At 57.3% G+C, this 18,020-nt stretch carries 18 protein-coding genes and 1 tRNA gene; 11 read left to right on the top strand and 8 right to left on the bottom strand.

Annotation, left to right across the window (positions count from 1 at the left end; genetic code table 11):
- The first annotated feature begins 32 nt into the window (after positions 1-32).
- On the top strand, positions 33-623 hold the full coding sequence (locus tag ASE07_RS09770) for a response regulator transcription factor (RefSeq protein WP_057290635.1): 591 nt from the start codon (positions 33-35) through the stop codon (positions 621-623).
- A gap of 155 nt (positions 624-778) precedes the next feature.
- Entirely contained in the window at positions 779-1,669 is an 891-nt protein-coding gene (locus ASE07_RS09775) for an AEC family transporter (protein WP_057290636.1), read from the top strand.
- Positions 1,670-1,695: 26 nt separating this feature from the next.
- On the opposite strand, the gene queG is transcribed toward ASE07_RS09775, so the two are convergent.
- Complete coding sequence (queG, locus tag ASE07_RS09780; protein ID WP_057290779.1) at positions 1,696-2,805, bottom strand: tRNA epoxyqueuosine(34) reductase QueG; 1,110 nt, start codon at positions 2,803-2,805, stop codon at positions 1,696-1,698.
- Between the two features lie 98 nt (positions 2,806-2,903).
- Here queG and tsaE point away from each other — a divergent pair, with 98 nt between their 5' ends.
- The 3 genes from tsaE (at position 2,904) to ASE07_RS09795 (ending at position 5,344) form a co-directional block, all read left to right on the top strand.
- The gene (gene tsaE / locus ASE07_RS09785) at positions 2,904-3,389 is read left to right on the top strand and encodes a tRNA (adenosine(37)-N6)-threonylcarbamoyltransferase complex ATPase subunit type 1 TsaE (protein ID WP_057290637.1); all 486 of its coding nucleotides are present in this window, start codon (positions 2,904-2,906) and stop codon (positions 3,387-3,389) included.
- Entirely contained in the window at positions 3,353-4,714 is a 1,362-nt protein-coding gene (locus ASE07_RS09790; protein ID WP_057290638.1) for an N-acetylmuramoyl-L-alanine amidase, read from the top strand. Before tsaE ends, ASE07_RS09790 begins: the two co-directional genes overlap by 37 nt.
- Before the next feature lie 126 nt (positions 4,715-4,840).
- Positions 4,841-5,344 carry a chemotaxis protein CheW gene (locus ASE07_RS09795; protein WP_057290780.1) on the top strand — a complete coding sequence of 168 codons (504 nt, stop codon included), beginning with the start codon at positions 4,841-4,843 and terminating at the stop codon, positions 5,342-5,344.
- Between the two features lie 55 nt (positions 5,345-5,399).
- Here ASE07_RS09795 and ASE07_RS09800 read toward each other — a convergent pair whose 3' ends face one another.
- Positions 5,400-6,041, bottom strand: a complete 642-nt coding sequence (locus ASE07_RS09800; protein ID WP_057290639.1) for a VTT domain-containing protein — start codon at positions 6,039-6,041, stop codon at positions 5,400-5,402.
- A 145-nt stretch (positions 6,042-6,186) separates the two neighbouring features.
- Between ASE07_RS09800 and mutL the strand changes: the two genes are divergently transcribed.
- The 5 genes from mutL (at position 6,187) to ASE07_RS09825 (ending at position 12,295) form a co-directional block, all read left to right on the top strand.
- Positions 6,187-8,079 carry a DNA mismatch repair endonuclease MutL gene (gene mutL, locus ASE07_RS09805; protein WP_057290640.1) on the top strand — a complete coding sequence of 631 codons (1,893 nt, stop codon included), beginning with the start codon at positions 6,187-6,189 and terminating at the stop codon, positions 8,077-8,079.
- Positions 8,080-8,083: 4 nt separating this feature from the next.
- Positions 8,084-9,301, top strand: coding sequence for a multidrug effflux MFS transporter (locus ASE07_RS09810; RefSeq protein ID WP_057290641.1), 1,218 nt, complete (start codon positions 8,084-8,086; stop codon positions 9,299-9,301).
- The gene (gene miaA / locus ASE07_RS09815; protein WP_057290642.1) at positions 9,298-10,269 is read left to right on the top strand and encodes a tRNA (adenosine(37)-N6)-dimethylallyltransferase MiaA; all 972 of its coding nucleotides are present in this window, start codon (positions 9,298-9,300) and stop codon (positions 10,267-10,269) included. The genes ASE07_RS09810 and miaA overlap by 4 nt, the downstream gene beginning before the upstream one ends.
- Positions 10,270-10,329: 60 nt before the next feature.
- Positions 10,330-10,406 (top strand) — tRNA-Met (locus ASE07_RS09820).
- A gap of 338 nt (positions 10,407-10,744) precedes the next feature.
- Entirely contained in the window at positions 10,745-12,295 is a 1,551-nt protein-coding gene (locus tag ASE07_RS09825; RefSeq protein ID WP_057290643.1) for a SulP family inorganic anion transporter, read from the top strand.
- Positions 12,296-12,473: 178 nt separating this feature from the next.
- Here the strand turns inward: ASE07_RS09825 and csgH are convergent, their stop codons facing one another.
- The 6 genes from csgH to ASE07_RS09855 all read right to left on the bottom strand — a co-directional run bounded on the left by csgH (position 12,474) and on the right by ASE07_RS09855 (position 17,048).
- The gene (csgH, locus tag ASE07_RS09830; RefSeq protein ID WP_057290644.1) at positions 12,474-12,800 is read right to left on the bottom strand and encodes a curli-like amyloid fiber formation chaperone CsgH; all 327 of its coding nucleotides are present in this window, start codon (positions 12,798-12,800) and stop codon (positions 12,474-12,476) included.
- Positions 12,801-12,896: 96 nt separating this feature from the next.
- Positions 12,897-14,675 (bottom strand): beta strand repeat-containing protein, encoded by a 1,779-nt coding sequence (locus ASE07_RS09835; RefSeq protein ID WP_057290645.1) that lies wholly within the window; start codon positions 14,673-14,675, stop codon positions 12,897-12,899.
- Positions 14,676-14,725: 50 nt separating this feature from the next.
- Positions 14,726-15,259 carry a hypothetical protein gene (locus ASE07_RS09840; protein ID WP_057290646.1) on the bottom strand — a complete coding sequence of 178 codons (534 nt, stop codon included), beginning with the start codon at positions 15,257-15,259 and terminating at the stop codon, positions 14,726-14,728.
- A 47-nt stretch (positions 15,260-15,306) separates the two neighbouring features.
- Complete coding sequence (locus tag ASE07_RS09845) at positions 15,307-16,140, bottom strand: CsgG/HfaB family protein (protein WP_235548418.1); 834 nt, start codon at positions 16,138-16,140, stop codon at positions 15,307-15,309.
- A 92-nt stretch (positions 16,141-16,232) separates the two neighbouring features.
- The gene (locus ASE07_RS09850; RefSeq protein WP_057290648.1) at positions 16,233-16,682 is read right to left on the bottom strand and encodes a curli assembly protein CsgF; all 450 of its coding nucleotides are present in this window, start codon (positions 16,680-16,682) and stop codon (positions 16,233-16,235) included.
- An 18-nt stretch (positions 16,683-16,700) separates the two neighbouring features.
- On the bottom strand, positions 16,701-17,048 hold the full coding sequence (locus ASE07_RS09855) for a CsgE family curli-type amyloid fiber assembly protein (RefSeq protein WP_162256871.1): 348 nt from the start codon (positions 17,046-17,048) through the stop codon (positions 16,701-16,703).
- A gap of 698 nt (positions 17,049-17,746) precedes the next feature.
- Here ASE07_RS09855 and ASE07_RS09860 point away from each other — a divergent pair.
- Complete coding sequence (locus tag ASE07_RS09860; protein ID WP_235548419.1) at positions 17,747-18,019, top strand: hypothetical protein; 273 nt, start codon at positions 17,747-17,749, stop codon at positions 18,017-18,019.
- Position 18,020: the final 1 nt, after the last annotated feature.

Raw genomic sequence — 18,020 nt, forward strand, 5'->3', positions numbered from 1 at the left:
ACGGCAAATCCTGCGCGACCGGAAGGGACTGCATGCTGCATATTGTCGACGATGAAGAAGTGATACGCGATTCGCTGGAATGGCTCGCGCAGTCCCGTGCCATTTCCGTTGCCACGTATGACAGCGGCGCAGCCTTCCTTGCGGTACTCGACAAATTCAGCAGTTTCGATCCACAGGGTGAATGCGTTCTGCTTGATGTGCGAATGCCGGATATGAGTGGCGCCGCCCTGTTCGACCTGCTGACGACGCGCGGCCTGACGCAGCGGATGCCCGTCATCTTCCTGACCGGCCATGGCGATGTCCCGATGGCGGTCGACACGCTTAAGCGCGGGGCCTTCGATTTTTTTGAAAAGCCGTTCAACGACAACAATCTGATGGATCGGATCGAAGAAGCCCTGGCGGCTTCCCGCGAAGCCGGCGCCATCGCCAAAGTACATGACCGGCTGGCCACGCTGTCGGCGCGCGAACGTGAAGTGCTGGACCTGATCCTGGCCGGCAAGATGAACAAGGTGATCGCCGACGAACTTGGCATCAGCATGCGAACGGTCGAAGTACACCGTGCACACATCTTCGACAAGATGAACGTCAAGACCGCGGTCGAACTGGCGAGGCTGCTGAAGTAAGCGGGCGAACGCGATTTCTGCCGGACTGGACCAGACGTCACTCCATCACTCCGGGCTGCGCAGCAATACATCAAGGATCGCATAGGGGAAATCCGCTACAGCGGCGCAATGGAATCCTCGGTAACATTCCGGTTTAGCCTTGCTTTCCCTCTTTCATGTCCATCGCCACCATCCTGTTTCCCGACTTCGCGCTGATCCTGCTGGGTTTCCTGCTTATGCGCTTTACCGATTGGGGAACCCCGTTCTGGAGCGGCCTGGAAAAGCTGATCTATTATTTCCTGTTTCCCGCCCTGCTGTTCTATTCCACGGCGCGCACCCCATTTGACTTCGCCACGACTGGCAAGATGCTGCAGGTCGCGCTGCTGACTCTCACGGGGGGCATTGCACTTGGCTGGCTAGCCAAACCTTTATTTACCGTCCCGCCGATGATGTTCGAGTCCGGCGTGCAGACGGCATTTCGCTTTAATTCGTATATCGCCCTGGCCATCGCTTCCCGGCTTGCCGGTGAAAAGGGAACCACGCTGATGGCGTTGATCATTGGTTTTGCGGTCCCGCTATGCAATATGGCAGCGGTCCATGCGCTGGTCAGCAAAGGCGGCGGCCTGCTGAAAGAAATGGTCCGGAACCCGCTGCTGATGGCGACCGCAAGTGGCATGGCTTTCAACTTTGCCGGTCTCCAGATACCGGAAATTGTCGGCGCGACGCTGTCCCGCATGGCCAACGCATCGATTGCCGTTGGCCTGATCGCGGTCGGCGCCGGGCTGCGCATGTCGGGACTGCGGGAAGCCAAAGGCATGGCGCTCTATTTCACTGCGGTCAAACTGCTGGCGCTGCCGGCGATTGCATTGATGCTGGGCCGCTGGATGGGCCTTCCCGCGCTGCAGTTGCAGATTGTCGTGATGTTTGCGGCGCTGCCTACCGCATCGAGTGCCTATGTCCTGGCGGCCCGCATGGGCGGCAATGGACCTTTCGTGGCCTTCCTGATTTCGGGCGGAACCGTGCTGTCGGCTTTGACCCTGCCAATCTGGCTCAGCCTCTCACGCTGATATCGTCCGGGCGTACAAAAGATTGCTTACAACTGCAACCTGCCCTGCTCCAGCGCCCAGGCCACATGTTCGCGCACCATATCGGATGGATGGGTGGCGCGGGTCTGCAAGGCGGTAATGAGGGGTGCGGCCTGCCCGGGGTGATCAGCCGATACCTCGCGCAGGGCATTGCCGAGCCCGACAGCCAGATTCCTCAGCCATCGCTCATGCCCGATGCGCCGGATCGGACTGCCCTCAAGACGGCGGTTGAACTCGTCCTCCTCCCACGCAAACAGCTCGGCCAGCGTGGCGGCGTCCAGCCCGTTACGCACATCGAAGTCGGGCAAGCTCGAACGCTGGGCAAATTTGTTCCATGGGCATACCAGCTGACATTCATCGCAACCGTAAATGCGGTTACCGATCAAGGGACGCAGTTCCACCGGGATGCTGCCTTTGAGTTCGATCGTCAGATAGGAAATGCAGCGCCTGGCATCAAGGCGATAGGGACCGAGGATAGCCTGAGTCGGGCAAATATCGATACAGGCGCTGCACTGTCCGCAATGGGAGGTGACTGGGGCATCGACCGGCAGTGGCAAATCCGTGAACAGTTCGCCAAGAAAGAACATTGATCCGGCGTCGCGATTGAGTAACAGCGTATGCTTGCCGCGCCAGCCTATGCCCGACTTTTCGGCCAGCGCCACTTCCATGACCGGCGCCGAGTCGGTAAAGACACGATAGCCGAAGTCGCCGATTTCTCCTCGTATGCGGTCGGCAAGTTGCTGGAGTCGCGAGCGCAACACCTTGTGATAGTCGCGCCCGCGTGCGTAGACCGAGACCGTGGCATTCGCCGCTTGACGGGCGTGGCGCTCTTCGCGGTCGCGCCACTCGTCGCCGGCATCCTGCGGCAGGTAATTCATGCGTGCAGTGATGATCCGCAGCGTACCCGGCACCAGTTCGTCAGGGCGGGCGCGCTTCATTCCATGGCTTGCCATATAATCCATGTCGCCGTGATGCCCCGCGTCAAGCCATGCCTGTAACCCGGCCTCTTCTTGTGACAAGTCGACACCGGCAATGCCGATTTCCGCAAAGCCGAGCTCGCGCCCCCATGCTTTGATAGTCAGCGCCAGTGTGGCCAGATTGTTATCAGGTACGGTCATGACAAGGAAGTTTGCGCGATCGCGGGCGGGATGCAGATCCGGGACGGCATTTACGCCGCCACCATTGGAAACCAACGATAAAAGAGCCATTTTACGAGATGCGGCAGTTTCACACTCATTTGCATGACGAAGCCGGCACCGCAGCCCTTGGCGCGGCGTTCGCACGCGCGCTGGCGCCGGGCCTGACGATCTACCTGCACGGCGACCTAGGCGCCGGCAAAACTGCTTTCACCCGGGCGCTGCTGCACGCCGCCGGACATGCCGGACATGTCAAAAGTCCTACGTATACCCTGGCCGAGCCCTACACCGTGAAGATCGGCGGACAGACTGTCGACATCATTCATTTTGATCTGTACCGGCTTGCCAGCCCGCAGGAATTTCTGGAAGCGGGTTTTCGCGAACATTTCAACGAACATTCGATTTGCATCATCGAGTGGCCTGAAAAGGCCGAAAAGGTGTTGCCGATGCCAGACATAAACATGCATTTAAGCATTTCCGGCGAAGGTCGTGATATAAAATGTGAAGCCTTGTCCGACCAGGGTTTTCAATGTCTCGATCGTCTGAAATTTGCGCCAAACCTGTGACTTCCCCCGCGAAATCACGACGTCGCCGCACAATTCTCAAAGCCGGCGGCACACTTTTCCTCTCCGTTTTTTCTCCGCTGCCTTCGCACGCTGCCCAGATCATGGCGGTTCGCGTGTGGCCGGCCGAAGAGTACACGCGGGTGACACTGGAAAACGACACCCACCTGAAAACCAGCCATTTCATCATCAAGGACCCGGAACGCCTGGTCGTCGACATCGAAGGGCTGGAACTCAACCCCACACTCAAGCAGCTGGTCGCCAAGATCCAGTCGAATGATCCCTATATCAAGCAGGTGCGGGTCGGACAAAATCGCCCGAATGTCGTGCGCCTCGTGTTCGACCTGAAGGAAGAAGTCAATCCCCAGGTGTTTACCCTGGCGCCGGTCGGCGAGTACAAGCACCGACTGATTTTCGACCTCTATCCGGTCAATCCGGTCGACCCGATTGCCGCGTTGATCAACAAGGGCGAGTGGAATCGCGAACCTCCGGCCGAGGTCTTGCCGCCACTAGCGGAAGCCAAACCCGAATTCAATCCTTTGCCGCAGACCGCACCAGGCGATGTCGCGCTGCCAAAACCCGAGCCAAAGGCGGAACTCGACAAGCCGTCCGCGTTGACGCGCATGATTACGATTGCTCTCGATCCTGGACATGGCGGCGAAGACCCTGGCGCCCTGGGCCGCGCCGGCAGCCGTGAAAAAGATGTCGTACTGGCAATTGCCAAACGCCTCAAGGCCAAGATCGAAGGCCAGCCCAACATGCGGGTAATGCTGACACGCGATGGCGACTTCTTTGTGCCGCTGCATGTCCGCGTCCAAAAGGCCCGCAAGGTACAGGCTGACCTGTTCGTGTCCATCCACGCCGATGCGTGGGTGGAACCGACCGCACGCGGGTCGTCGGTCTTTGTGCTCTCCGAAAAAGGCGCGTCGTCAACGGCAGCCCGCTGGCTGGCCAACAAGGAAAACGCCGCCGACCTGATCGGCGGCGTCAATATCAAGACCCAGGACCGGCAACTCGCCAGGGTGCTGCTGGACCTGTCGACGACCGCGCAAATCAATGACAGCCTCAAGATCGGCAAGGCCGTGCTGCAAGAGATCAGCGGCATCAACCGCCTGCACAAGCCGGCGGTGGAACAGGCTGGCTTCGCGGTGTTGAAAGCACCGGATATCCCCAGCATCCTGATCGAAACGGCATTCATCTCCAATCCGGAAGAAGAAGCCAAGCTGACCGATGACGCGTACCAGGATCAGATGGCCAATGCTGTGTTGAAGGGTATCCAGAAATATTTCGCCCGCAACCCGCCGCTCGCTAAAAGCCGGATGATGTGATCCGCCCCGCCGGGAAAAGTCGCTTTACGGCAACAACTCTGCTAATCTAAACTAAAGAACGCAAGCCCGCACACCAGGTTTGCGCCATTCTTTCGCAGTGCATCCTTTGACGAGGCCACACCCATGATGCAAGCCATCGCCAACGTAAACACCGCCACCGCGGCTGACCCGGCGCTCGCCGCCGATGAATATCTGGCGTTCACGCTGGGCAAGGAAGAGTACGGGATTCAGATCCTGAAGGTCCAGGAACTGCGCGGCTATGAGAATCCGACGCGCATCGCCAATGCGCCTGAATTCATCAAGGGCGTGGTCAATCTGCGCGGCATTATCGTGCCTATTGTGGACATGCGCATCAAGCTCAATATCGGTGCGCCGACTTATGACCAGTTTACGGTGGTCATCATCCTGAACATTGCGGGTCGCGTGGTCGGCATGGTGGTGGACAGCGTTTCGGATGTCATTACGCTTTCCCCGGGCCAGGTCAAGCCGGCCCCGGAAATGGGTACTGCGCTCAACACCGATTATCTGATTGGTTTAGGGACCATCGATGAGCGCATGCTGATCCTGGTCGATATCGACAAGATGATGTCGAGTGCCGAACTGAGCCTGATTGAACAGGCCGGCGTCTGAACCGACATCCCGAGGATGTCAGGGCGCTATCAATAGGGCAGCGCCCGGCGCGCGTCTAGCGCCAGACCCGGCGTGACAACTTCCATATCGCGCCGAGGGCAACCGGGATCACCGCTGCGCCGACACCGATCAACACAATGGTGTTGAGATGATTACGGATGATTGGGATATTGCCGAAGAAATAACCTGCCGCGACCAGACCTATCACCCAAAGCAAGGCTCCCGCAATATTAAATAGCTGAAATTTGGTGAAGGTCATCATCGACACCCCGGCAACGAAGGGGGCGAAGGTTCGCACTATCGGCACGAAGCGCGCAAGCACGATGGTTTTGCCACCGTGGTTTTCATAAAAAGCATGCGTTTTCCGCAATGCATCCTTGTCCAGCCAACGGTAATCATGGGTAAATACTTTTTCACCGATGCCCCTCCCTATCCAGTAGTTGAGGGTATTGCCGCCGATGGCCGCCACAATGAGCAGCCCCATCAGCAGCCATTCATTCATGGCACCCGTTGCGCAAAATGCACCCGCGATGAAAAGCAGGGAATCGCCCGGCAGGAACGGCAACACGACCAGACCGGTTTCACAAAAGACGATGGCAAACAGCACTACGTAAACCAGCGTGCCGTATTGATCAATAATCACGCCAAGGGACTTATCGATATGCAACATCATATCGAGGAATTGCATCAAATCCATGCTTTCTCCATCTGAGTTCGGCGCATCATACACCACTGCCTCGTGGAAAAATAAGAGTTGCGACAAACTCATGCGTCCTTGACTTGTGCCCTATTGCACTAATGGAACGTCCAGTGAAGCGCTGCAGCGACGGTATAATTCCAGCATGAATGCACCGCATCCCGTTCCTCGTCCGATACAGGCACTTTCCGACCAATTGATCTCGCAGATCGCCGCCGGCGAAGTCGTCGATCGCCCTTCTGCCGTGGTCAAGGAATTACTGGAGAACGCGCTCGATGCGGGCTCGACGCAGATTACCGTTCGACTGGAAGAAGGCGGCGTCAAGCGCATTGCGATTACCGACAACGGTCGCGGCATTCCGCCGGACCAGCTGCCGCTCGCGCTCGCGCGGCATGCGACCTCCAAGATCGCGTCGCTGGATGACCTGGAACATGTCGGCACCCTGGGCTTTCGCGGAGAGGCGCTTGCATCGATTGCTTCCGTGGCGCAGCTGACGTTGACATCGCGCTGCGCAGACGCGCCGCATGCCTGGGAAATTGTCGGCCACCAGACCAACCAGGTCACTCCCGCGTCGGGAGCCCAAGGTACCACGGTCGACGTGCGCGACCTGTACTACAACACCCCGGCGCGCCGCAAATTCCTGAAATCCGAACAAACGGAATTCGGTCATTGCGCGGAAGTGGTCCGTCGCATTGCCCTGTCTCGGCCCGATGTCACTTTCTCGCTGTCGCATAACGGCAAAACGATAGACCACTGGAATGTCTCGGGTGTCGAGAAGCGCAGCGCGCATATTCTTGGAGAGGAATTCGCCAGTGCCCGCCTGCCGCTGGACGAAAACTCAGGATCTCTGCGCCTGCACGGATTTGTCGGCCTGCCGACCGCATCCAAGGCACGCGCCGATAGCCAGTATTTTTATGTCAATGGCCGCTTCGTCCGTGACAAGCTGCTGACGCATGCGGTGCGTGCTGCCTATCAGGATGTTCTGCATGGCGATCGCTATCCCTGCTACGTGCTCGGACTGGACCTCGATCCCGCCCTGGTCGATGTGAACGTGCATCCGTCCAAGATCGAAGTGCGTTTCCGGGATAGCCGCGCCGTACATCAATTCGTGTTTCACGCAGTGAGTCGTGCGCTGGCCCAGACCTCGGCAACCGCATTCGGTACAGCGCCCCCGCCTGTCACGGCCACATCCGGCACGTTGGGCACATTGGGTACTTCGGGCACGCTGCCATGGGTGCGCGAACAGAAGCAGACCGCTTTCAGCATGCCGTTCTCTTCCGGTGCAGGCGTTGCGCAAACAAGCACGGCCTACGGCGCCCTGTTTTCCCCTTCTCCTTCTTCAATCACGCCAAGCGGAATGGAAGAGCGGCCTGGCAACATGCAGACAACAGGCTTCATTCCCGAATTGCAGCGCACCTATGGCGCGACACCGGCGCAGAGTCTGCCCGATGATGAATACCCGCTTGGTTTTGCGATTGCCCAGCTGCACGGCATTTATGTTCTTGCACAGAACACGAAAGGCCTGGTGCTGGTCGACATGCATGCGGCGCACGAACGCATCCTGTACGAGCATCTGAAAAATGCGCTCGATGCGGACGCCCTGCAAATCCAGCCGCTGCTGATCCCGGTGACCTTTTATGCAGATCCGGTTGAAGTCGGCACCACGGAAGAAAACCAGCAAGCCTTGCAGGCGCTTGGGTTCGATATCAGCGCATTGTCGCCGACCACGCTGGCGGTGCGTGCCATTCCTGCGTTATTGAAAGATGCGGATGCGCAGACGCTGGCGCGCGATGTGCTGCGGGATGTGCGCGAGTTCGGCGGTTCACGGGTACTGGTCGAGCGCCGCAATGAAATGCTCGGCACCCTGGCCTGTCATACCGCCGTACGTGCCAATCGCAGCCTGACAGTGCCGGAAATGAATGCGCTGCTGCGCCAGATGGAAGCGACCGAACGCGCCGACCAGTGCAATCATGGTCGGCCGACGTGGGTGCAACTCGCCCTGTCGGACCTGGACAAGCTGTTCCTGCGCGGCCAGTAAACACGTGAATACCGTCATCGGACCACTCGCGCAGTTCGCGCAAGCGCCCCTGCTGTTGCTCATCATCGCCTTCATGATGCTGCAACCCTTGTCGACCGATCTTTACCTGGCGTCGCTGCCGAGCCTGGCGAGCAGTTTCGGCGTATCGCCATCGACGGTACAACTGACGCTATCACTGTTCGTGATTGGCTTTGGCGGCGCGCAGCTGGTTATCGGACCGCTGTCCGATCGCTTCGGCCGTCGTCCTATCCTGCTCTGCGGACTTGCGCTCTATCTTGCGGCAAGCCTACTCTGCGGGCTGTCGACATCGATTGCCATGCTTATTTCAGCGCGCTTCCTGCAGGCGCTCGGCTGCTGCGCCGCGGTCGTCATTGCGCGCGCGGTGGTTCGCGATGCGTACGAACCCGAACACAGCGTACGCGTCGTGGCCAGTGCCAGCACCTGGCTGTCGCTGGCCCCGATCGTCGGCCCCATCCTGGGCTCGTATCTTCAGGTGACGTTCGGCTGGCGCGCCGCTTTTGCCGCGCATGGAATCTTTTCAGCCTGCCTGCTGGCAGTGTGCCTGCGGCATATGCCCGAAACCAATATGCACAAGAATCCGCGCGCCACCGAATTATCGGGCCTGCTGGCGAATTATCGGATGGTATTGGGCGCACGCGAGTTCTGGGCGCATGCGCTGCCCGGCGCTTTTTCCTACGGCGCCATCTTTGCATTTATTTCGGGATCTTCTTTCGTCCTGATCCAGGTGCTCAATGTGCCGACCGCATGGTTTGGCTACTGCTTTGCATTGGGCGTCTCGGGCTACATGATCGGCACTCTTGTCTGCCGCCGACTGCTGCCGCGAATTGGTGCCAGTGGAGCGTTCCGTATCGGCAGCCTGGTATCGTTGCTCGCCGGCGGCGGCTTCCTGCTTGCAGCGACGGTGGGCATTGCACATTGGTCGCTGATGCTGGCCGCCATGTTTTCGGCAATGCTTGCCCACGGGATCAATTTCCCGATCGCGCAGTCTGGTGCAGTCTCGCCGTTTCCTGCACAGGCCGGCACGGCGGCGGGTTTAATGGGAGCGCTGTATATGAGCGTTGCTTTTGCGGTAGGCACGATCATCGGCGTTACCCATAATGGCACGCTGTATCCATTGGCGATCATTTCCTGCATCTTGGGACTGCTGATCTTTATCTCGGTGCGCACCATTCCGGGCACCATCCTGAAAACCGCGTCATGAATTATTCCGCAAAGCCGCTGGTAGTGGCGATCATGGGCCCGACCGCGTCTGGCAAGACCGCTGCGGCGCTCAACATTGCACGTCATCTCCCGGTCGAGATCATTTCCGTGGATTCGGCACTGGTTTTTCGGGGGATGGACATCGGCACCGCTAAGCCGACACGTGAAGAACGCGCCCAGGCACCGCATCACCTGATCGACATCCTCGATCCGACTCAAGCCTATTCGGTCATGCAATTCCGCGATGACGCGATAAGACTGGTCGCGGAAATTGCAGGTCGCGGCAAGCTGCCACTGCTGGTAGGCGGCACCATGCTTTACTTCAAGGCATTGCGTGATGGTCTTGACGCATTGCCGCAAGCCGACCCGGATGTACGCGCCAGACTGGATGCCGAGGCTGTACAGGTTGGCATGCCCGCCATGCATGCCAGACTTGCCACACTCGATCCCGAAACCGCGGCACGCTTGAAACCTAACGATTCGCAGCGCATTCAGCGTGCGCTGGAAATCATCGAGCTGACCGGCCAGCCGATGTCCGAGTTGCTGGCAAAGGCTCCAAAGAGTGAGCTTCCTTTCGACCTGCTGCCGCTTTCCCTTGAACCATCCGACCGCAGTGTGCTGCACAAACGTATTGCGGACCGCTTTGTCGCCATGCTTGATCAGGGTGACAGCGGCCTGATCGGCGAAGTCAAACAGCTGCGCGCGCGCGGCGACCTGCATCTTGGCCTGCCCTCGATGCGCTGTGTCGGCTATCGTCAGGCCTGGGAATACCTGGATGGCCAGTACGGGTTTGAAGCGCTGCAAGAAAAGGGGATCGCCGCCACACGCCAGCTCGCCAAGCGGCAACTGACTTGGCTGCGGTCGATGCACGACCGCATCGTAGTCGACTGTATCAAGCCGGATGCATCGGCACAGATTGTTGACCAAGTGACAAATCATTTGCGACACCGGGCAACCAGTTCCACGTGACAATGCCGCTCGCACATCTTGACAGACGTAATCAGAGACCGCATAATCTATGGCTATTCTGGTGATATAGCTCAGTTGGTTAGAGCACAGCACTCATAATGCTGGGGTCGGTGGTTCAAGTCCACCTATCACCACCAAATACCGAAGGCCGTAACCTGTCAAATGGGTTACGGCCTTTTGCTTTGTATGACTGTTAGGCCAACAGTTCGTGATGCTTGTTGCCGATCATGGAAAACCATTCACGCTGAAATGAACATTCCCTCAGAAGCGGTGATCGACAACCGACGCGTCCAGATGGCGCCTCATGCAAGAATCGCCTCCGCGTTTACCTTGCCACCTGCTTCTATCCACAGCCCGATGTAGCCTCAATTCCCCTTCTGAACGTCGTCCATTTATCCCTCTTGGCGGATACGCCCCGTTCTCGTATTCCATTTCGCTGCATTTGATTGCGCTCGGCTCAAATCATGGCGCGAGCATGCATGCACGTTTTTTGCAGGAGCATTTTTTGAACATCACCGCACAGTCCGATATCAAAACCAATGTATTAAGCGGCATCACCGTATCGTTGGCGCTCGTGCCCGAAGCCATCGCCTTTGCCCTCGTCGCCCACGTGAGTCCACTGACGGGTCTTTATGCAGCCTTTATCGTTTGCCTGATCACTGCGGCTTTGGGCGGACGTCCCGGCATGATTTCCGGCGCGACCGGTGCGCTGGCCGTAGTGATGGTCTCTATCGTCGTGCAGCACGGACCGGAATATCTCTTTGCCACCGTCATTCTGATGGGGATGCTGCAAATCCTGTTTGCATTGCTGAAACTCGGCAAGCTCATTCGGATGGTGCCTCACTCGGTCATGCTGGGCTTCGTCAACGGTCTGGCGGTCGTTATCTTCATCGCACAGTTCGGCCATTTCAAACTTGCCGGCCCGGACGGCATGCCTGTCTGGATGGCGGGAACGGCGCTGTACACCATGCTCGGATTGGTTATCCTGACAATGGCAATCATTTATCTGCTGCCCAAAGTGACCAATATCATTCCCTCCTCGCTGGCCGCGATCCTGATCGTGTCGGGCCTGGTCGCCGGACTGGGCATTCAGACCAAAACCGTCGGCGATATGGGTTCCATTGCCGGCGGACTGCCGCAATTCCATATTCCCCAGGTTCCTTTGACACTGGATACGCTCTACATCGTTTTTCCCTATGCACTGATTCTGGCCGCAATCGGGCTGATCGAGTCGCTGTTGACCCTCAACCTGATTGACGACATCACGAACACACGAGGCAAGCCAAATCGCGAGTGCCTGGCGCAGGGCACCGCCAATGTGGTTGGAGGCTTCTTTGCCACGATGGGCGGATGCGCAATGATTGGGCAGAGCATGATCAACATTAACAACGGGGCACGGCAAAGATTGTCGGGTCTGGTAGCCGCCGTTTTTCTGCTCGGCTTCATCTTGTTTCTCTCCCGCTGGATCGAAATGATTCCGTTGGCCGCACTAGTTGGACTGATGTTTGTTGTCTGTGAAAAGACATTTGAATGGAGCAGTCTCCAGGCGTTGCGCAAGATCCCGAAGCAGGATGCGATGATCGTGGCGGGTGTCACGATCATCACCGTGCTGACGGATCTGGCCATCGCTGTTTTTGCCGGCGTCGTGTTTGCGTCCCTCGTGTTCGCATGGCAGCACGCTAAACAGATCCAGGCAAAGGCGACGATGGATGCTCAAGGCTGGAAGGTTTATGAACTGCAAGGCTCACTTTTCTTCGCATCGACGGCAAATTTCCTGAGCCTGTTCGATCCGGCCAACGATCCGCAGCATGTCGTGATTGAATTCCGGCATGCCCGCGTTGTGGATCATTCCGCGGTGGAGGCAATTGATTCGCTGGCGGCGCGTTATCAGCAGGCGGGAAAGACGTTACATCTTCGCCATTTAAGCGCCGATTGCCTTGAACTGCTGGACAAGGCAAAGGGTATGGTGAAGGTGAATGAATTTGAAGACCCGCACTACCATATCGCGGATAACAAGCTTGGCTGATTGTTATCGTCGTCAATGAACGGCCAGGGTAATACCGATCCCAACCCATAACGCACCATGAGATCGCGTCTTTTTCCGGGGGCGCCGAGCTGCCTGCCGGCGTTGCACTCGTCGTCAATAGCCCGCTATTGACTCCTCCTGCGCCTTGCCAGTCAAAAAAATCCATCGATCTCATTTGTCACGTTACTGGCGCCGGTTTCCCTGTGCAGTCGAAGCGGTAGGTGCTCTCGCCCTGTCCATCCCGTTTCAGGGTGAGTTCGACCTTGCAATTGGCATCCGGTTGCACGCTTACTGTTACCTGACCAAGTCGTGTGGGTCGTGCGGCGAGCGCGGTAATCTGCCCTTGCTGGCTGATGCGCGAAGTGCCGGCACCCGCCTGCTGAAGTACATCCATCCTGAAGCCGAGCCGAACGTCATTAACGCTCTTGACATACGGGACCATCACCATTTGCCCGCCGCCGGGAGTCGAGTCCAGCCAGACTTGAAGGTCTGCATCTGCCACCATGATGTAATTCCTTTAGAACGATGGTAAAAAGGCGGGCATATTGTGCCCGCCTTCAAAGCTGCGAGCCTCGCATCAGAGAGGCTCAACGTTCAACTATTAGTGCTGCCAGATAGCTGCATGGTTTGTGTTGCCAGCCTGATTGATCGATGCAACATGACCATTTCCGGTTTGCAGGATAGCAGCAGTATTACGTGCGGCGTAGCTCGCGCCATCGCCATGCTGCGCGATAGTCGCGAAGCTTCCATTGCCAGCCTGCGCAACGTTAGCATAGCTCCAATCACCAGTTTGAGCGATCGATGCATTCAATGCGTTACCGCCGCCCTGATTGATCAAGCCATCATTGTTGTTGCCTGCCTGAACGATCTTGGCCGAGGAATTGCCCGCGTTGTTTTGCGTCACGGATGCTGCGTTCAGTGTGCCGTCCTGTGCAATGGTTGCGGAACTGCTGTTACCACCGTTCTGCATGATTGTCGCTGTCTGGAACGAGCCGTTCTGGTAGACCGATGCGATATCCTTGTAGCCATTGGTCTGCGTAACGTTCGCGAGATTGCTATTGCCCGACTGAGTGATATTGGCATCGAACAAACCTTGTACCACACCGCCACCTGGGGAAACGGTACCACCGCTCTGGTGAATGCCTGCAACCTGGTTGTTGCCGGACTGGTCGATCGTTGCCTTGCTAAAGTCGGCCAGGCCGCCTTGTGTAATATTTGCCGTTTGCACCGCACCGGACTGGTTGATAGACGCGTTGCTCGACCAGGTATTCGTCTGCAGAACGTTGGCCTTGCTGCCGCTTCCCGATTGCACCACCGTTGCGCTGCCTTCTTTCGTGCCGGCATTCTGATTGATAACGGCACTCTGGTTGTCACCAGTTTGCGTCACGGTCGCGGTCTGGTTATAGGTGTTGTTCTGGTTTACCAGCGCATCGCTCTGATAGCCGTTTGACTGCGTTACCTTCGCTACGTTGGCATTGCCGCCAGTCTGGTTGACATTGGCGGTGAACTTGCCTTCAGAAACCGCCCCACCAGGGAAATAGCTTGCGCCGCTCTGATTGACAGTGGCATTTTGGTTGCTGCCGGACTGGAACACGTTAGCGTTGCTGTAATCAGCCAGACCGCCTTGAGTCACATTGGCAGTGTTCGAAGAATCGAACTGCGTCACAGTAGCGTTGCTGAACCAGGTATTGGTTTGCAGGACGTTTGCCTTGTTGTCGCTACCGGCTTGAGTGATGACAGCACTGCCGTCGTGCGAGCCCGCGTTCTGCGTCACCGATGCTGCCTGGCCGTTGCCGGACTGATTCACTTGCGCGGATTGGTTCTGCACGCCGTCCTGCAATACCGTAGCGGTATTACCAGCAGCGAAGCCATCAACCTGATTGACGGTAACACTGCCGTTGACGGAATTAACTGTTGTGACAGTCGCAGTCTGGTTTGCACCACTCTGGCTGACCAGTGCCTTGTTGACGGAGCCGGACTGGGTGATAGTTGCGTTCTGGCTGCTACCGGTTTGCGTTGCGACAGCCTGGTTGGCATTACCGGATTGGGAAGCAGTCGCCTTGCTGTTTGTGGCTGCATCTTGCGTGATACCAGCAACGTTGCCGTTGCCATTCTGGTCGATTGCGGCAGTCACGGCGCTGCTGTTCTTTTGCAGGATGCCTGGCACGGACGCTGGATCGCTTGGCGTTGCGCCCGGTACGCCTGCCTTGTTGCCGTTACCGTTCTGTGTGATGGCAGCGGAAGAACCCGACACGGCGTTTTGTTCAATGTACGCGTCGTTGCCGGAACCGGTCGACGAGATGGTCGCCTGTGCAAAGGCGGGCGATGCAGAGTAGGCGAGGCTGATACCGAGTGCGAGTGCTGTCAGTTTAATTTTCAATTCATTCTCCTAAATGATAAGGGCTGTAATGCTGAGGTGATCTAGTGCCCCTAGTACTGGATTACCTTTGCTGCAAGACCGTTTCCATGCTGCTGTACCAACAAGTTTGGACTGAGCGGATTCTGTTGAATGTTGACTACGTTGCGGTTGCCGGCCTGCTCGATCGCTATGCGATTGGCATCCCCCATTTGCGCCACGTTGGCGCGATTCGCATGCCCGGCCTGGACAAGGCTGATGTCGTTGCCGCTTCCCGCCTGACTGGAGGCAAACTGGTTCGATTTGCCGTTTTGAATCGCGTCAACTTCATTACCGTAGCCACTCTGGCTGATCTGCCCGGAGTGCTGGTTTCCTTGTTGTTTGAGGATGGCGTCATTCAACTCACCGACCTGGCTGATGCGCGCCTGATGACCGTGCGAGTTACCAGACGTCAGTTCGGCAGGACCGAGTTCGGAGCGAGCGGCCATGTCCATGGCGGATGCCAGCAATGCACCAGTCAGCCCTATCGCCAGAATGGCGGTATGTGCCGCTGTCCGGATTGCGCCGGCAGCGCGAGACAACGTAATACGCATGACGATGGCCATCATGGTACCTTTCATAAAATGGTGAAAAGGATGAGAAGTGGCGTAGTGGTCTAGTGGCCGACCATGCTGTCGTGTCTGGCTTCTGCGACAGGCGTGTCGTCGAGCTGGCTCAGGTATTCACTCTTTTCCTTCAGGTAAGCCTGCAAGATGGGAGAGTGCCAGTCGTCTTCACTCTTGAGTGCCCACATCTTGTCTTGCAGTCCCTGCACAATCAGGTGAGCCACCCCGGCTTCGATCGCTTCGTTGACACAGAGCTGAGAAGGTTCGTTGCGGGTATAACCCGCTTCCAGTTCGAGCAGTTCCTTGAAGTTCACGAAGCGAAACACGCCGGTCGACAATTCGTAGGAATAGATGGTCTTGGTGGTCGAGACCGCGTTGAGAATCTGGCCGCTGCGTATGTCCACCGTCCGCAGAGTCACAGTGACCTGGTCTACCCGGTATTGCGACTTTGGACCGACGCCGAGATACCGGGCACCTGCGCCGCCGGTCTTGACATTGGTTTCGTATGCGACGATACCGCCTTCGATCAGGATGGTTGCCGGAACCAGTGCCGGAAGATTGATCTGATGGCTCTTGTCCTGGGGCGTCTCGAGGGCGCGGACAATCTTGCGTTCGGTCAGGAGGTTTTGCAGATTCTCTCGCTCGACCGGCGTGAACCAACCGGAATCCTTGAGCGCTTTCACCAGCATCGATGCCGCGCCTTGAGTCACGGTTGTCGAGAAAGAACTGTCCGGTGAGGGCTTGTATTGGCCGGTTTGATCGCGGAAGCCATAGACGGCGGCAACCACCTTGCCTTTCGGTTCTGGCAGGCGCAGTAAATCGCGGGTCACGCGGGTCGGCGGTGTCAGCTTCGCATTAGCGGCGACATTGGATGGCGATTGCATCGACGCGCATCCTGTCAGGCCTAGCAAAAGTGAGCCGCACAATAATAAAGTCTTTGAGCAAGCAAAAATTCTTGCGGTGAAGGAGAGGACATTCATTGCTGCCCTACCTGAAAGGAAGTAGAGGCACCGGTTACCTTGTCCGTTGTGGTGACTTGCAGCAGACCGCCGCCGAGATCGCTGATCTGAATAGAAAAATTGCCGGTATTTACCGTGCCTGGCATAAGCTGCCCGTTCGACCCCATGATGCCGGAAGTCGCGGCAGAGGCAAGGCGACTGAGCACTGAGCGCTCCAGGATGTCGTTGAACTGCTGCAGCGAAGTCTGCTGTGTGCTCTGCGTGATCACAGGTGCGTCGGGATCCTTGGTTTTGTTCTGCGCCTGGGCGGCATTCAGCAACACGGAGCCATTGAGGGGGCTCCCGCCGAAAGCAGGGTTGACCGGCGTATAAACCAGTTCAGTCGCGCTGCATGCAGATGCCCAGCTAACCAGCGCAATGATCGCCGCGAGGCGGAAGATGTGGCAGAGTGGCTTACCGCTTTCCATTTGCTATACCCCTGTGGTTCAAAGTTCATCCGGGCCAAGGTCCGGCTCGCGGAATAAGAGACGCTCAACTTCCATATCGGCGACCATTTGTGCAACGACTTCGGTCGCCTGCTCGCTCAATGCCCGGATACCCACGCGGGCGGTCGGCAGGGGTGCCTGAAAGACCCGACGCCGCGCGAACTCGATCCAGATCTGGCTGCCCCAGCGCGCCGAAGGACGTTCCATGACCGAAATGGCATATCGCTCGCTCAAATCCCGGTCTCGCCATGCGGCGACAAAGCACTGAAAGAACTCCTGCCCGGCGACTGTGACGGTCTGGTTAACCACGATGCCGCCATAAGTCTCCGGTAAAGATGAAGGGGACATTGCTGCGGCATTCGAAGTCCCTCCGATAAACCAGGACGCGTAAAGAACGAAGCCAGCCGTGATGAAGCGAGGAATTATTTTTACTGCTTTCCCATCCCGGATCTGCACGTGCATAGCTTCAGTTCAACATTTGCCGATCGATGGCATCAGCGAGACGAATGCGCCCTCTTTGGTCATCAAAGAAGAGGCGAAAGCTCAAGCTCGTATCGAATAGGCAATCTTTAAATTTCATAAATAGTCTCAATACAGGTCAAGCTCGTGTTCTTTGGAAAGGCAATACGAGCGATTCACACATCAAAGATTATTAATTCAGCAACAAAAGAGCCGCGATGTTGATGTATGTTTTGACAATTGTCAATAATATAATTGACGAAATTGAAAGTTCTGTAAGCAAAGGTTGCGTTTGTTGCAATTGTTGCAATTGTTGCAATTGTTGCAATCAATCTAAGCCCTCGGCGGCAAGCCTGTTTGAAGGGGTAAAACACCTCGGTGCTATAATGCGGTCGCTTGTCTGCCAGACTTGGCCAACGTATTGGCCAACTCAACGACCTCGCAGACAGAAGCTGGATTGCCGCTGAACTCGCGCGGCGAGTTTTGCCCCGCTGGGGTGGCTTTTTAACTAACGGGGTTTTGAGATGTGGCGACGCCCCCTCTTCCTTTTTTCCTTTTTCCTCGTCCTGTCTTCTCTGGCATCTGCCATGGACAGGCCGTTTCCAGCGCACACCAAGCGAGGCAAGATGACGCCTGCGCCTTATCCCGGCATCGTGATTCAAGGGCAATCGCGACAGCTCGCCCCGGGCGCACGGATCTGGAATGAGGACAATCTGGTGCAGATGCCCGCGTCCCTGCGCGGCAGCGACCTTGTGGTCAATTACACCGAAGACGCCAACGGACACATAGACCGGGTCTGGATCCTCACCGCTGACGAGGCAAGCGAGCCGGTCAGCAAACAAACGAATAGCAGGCAGTAAT

Source organism: Noviherbaspirillum sp. Root189 (assembly GCF_001428545.1).
Taxonomy (GTDB): domain Bacteria; phylum Pseudomonadota; class Gammaproteobacteria; order Burkholderiales; family Burkholderiaceae_D; genus Noviherbaspirillum.

What these genes read in the sequence shown, in the direction of transcription:
- ASE07_RS09775 (WP_057290636.1), top strand. Translation starts at nt 779, where the DNA reads ATGTCCATCGCCACCATCCTGTTTCCCGACTTCGCGCTGATCCTGCTG.
- ASE07_RS09855 (WP_162256871.1), bottom strand. Translation starts at nt 17,048, where the DNA reads ATGTCCCCTTCATCTTTACCGGAGACTTATGGCGGCATCGTGGTTAAC.
- queG (WP_057290779.1), bottom strand. Translation starts at nt 2,805, where the DNA reads ATGACCGTACCTGATAACAATCTGGCCACACTGGCGCTGACTATCAAA.
- ASE07_RS09845 (WP_235548418.1), bottom strand. Translation starts at nt 16,140, where the DNA reads ATGCAATCGCCATCCAATGTCGCCGCTAATGCGAAGCTGACACCGCCG.
- ASE07_RS09850 (WP_057290648.1), bottom strand. Translation starts at nt 16,682, where the DNA reads ATGGAAAGCGGTAAGCCACTCTGCCACATCTTCCGCCTCGCGGCGATC.
- ASE07_RS09795 (WP_057290780.1), top strand. Translation starts at nt 4,841, where the DNA reads ATGCAAGCCATCGCCAACGTAAACACCGCCACCGCGGCTGACCCGGCG.
- tsaE (WP_057290637.1), top strand. Translation starts at nt 2,904, where the DNA reads ATGCGGCAGTTTCACACTCATTTGCATGACGAAGCCGGCACCGCAGCC.
- ASE07_RS09800 (WP_057290639.1), bottom strand. Translation starts at nt 6,041, where the DNA reads ATGGATTTGATGCAATTCCTCGATATGATGTTGCATATCGATAAGTCC.
- ASE07_RS09860 (WP_235548419.1), top strand. Translation starts at nt 17,747, where the DNA reads ATGGACAGGCCGTTTCCAGCGCACACCAAGCGAGGCAAGATGACGCCT.
- ASE07_RS09790 (WP_057290638.1), top strand. Translation starts at nt 3,353, where the DNA reads ATGTCTCGATCGTCTGAAATTTGCGCCAAACCTGTGACTTCCCCCGCG.
- ASE07_RS09770 (WP_057290635.1), top strand. Translation starts at nt 33, where the DNA reads ATGCTGCATATTGTCGACGATGAAGAAGTGATACGCGATTCGCTGGAA.
- ASE07_RS09840 (WP_057290646.1), bottom strand. Translation starts at nt 15,259, where the DNA reads ATGATGGCCATCGTCATGCGTATTACGTTGTCTCGCGCTGCCGGCGCA.
- csgH (WP_057290644.1), bottom strand. Translation starts at nt 12,800, where the DNA reads ATGGTGGCAGATGCAGACCTTCAAGTCTGGCTGGACTCGACTCCCGGC.
- miaA (WP_057290642.1), top strand. Translation starts at nt 9,298, where the DNA reads ATGAATTATTCCGCAAAGCCGCTGGTAGTGGCGATCATGGGCCCGACC.
- mutL (WP_057290640.1), top strand. Translation starts at nt 6,187, where the DNA reads ATGAATGCACCGCATCCCGTTCCTCGTCCGATACAGGCACTTTCCGAC.
- ASE07_RS09825 (WP_057290643.1), top strand. Translation starts at nt 10,745, where the DNA reads ATGCATGCACGTTTTTTGCAGGAGCATTTTTTGAACATCACCGCACAG.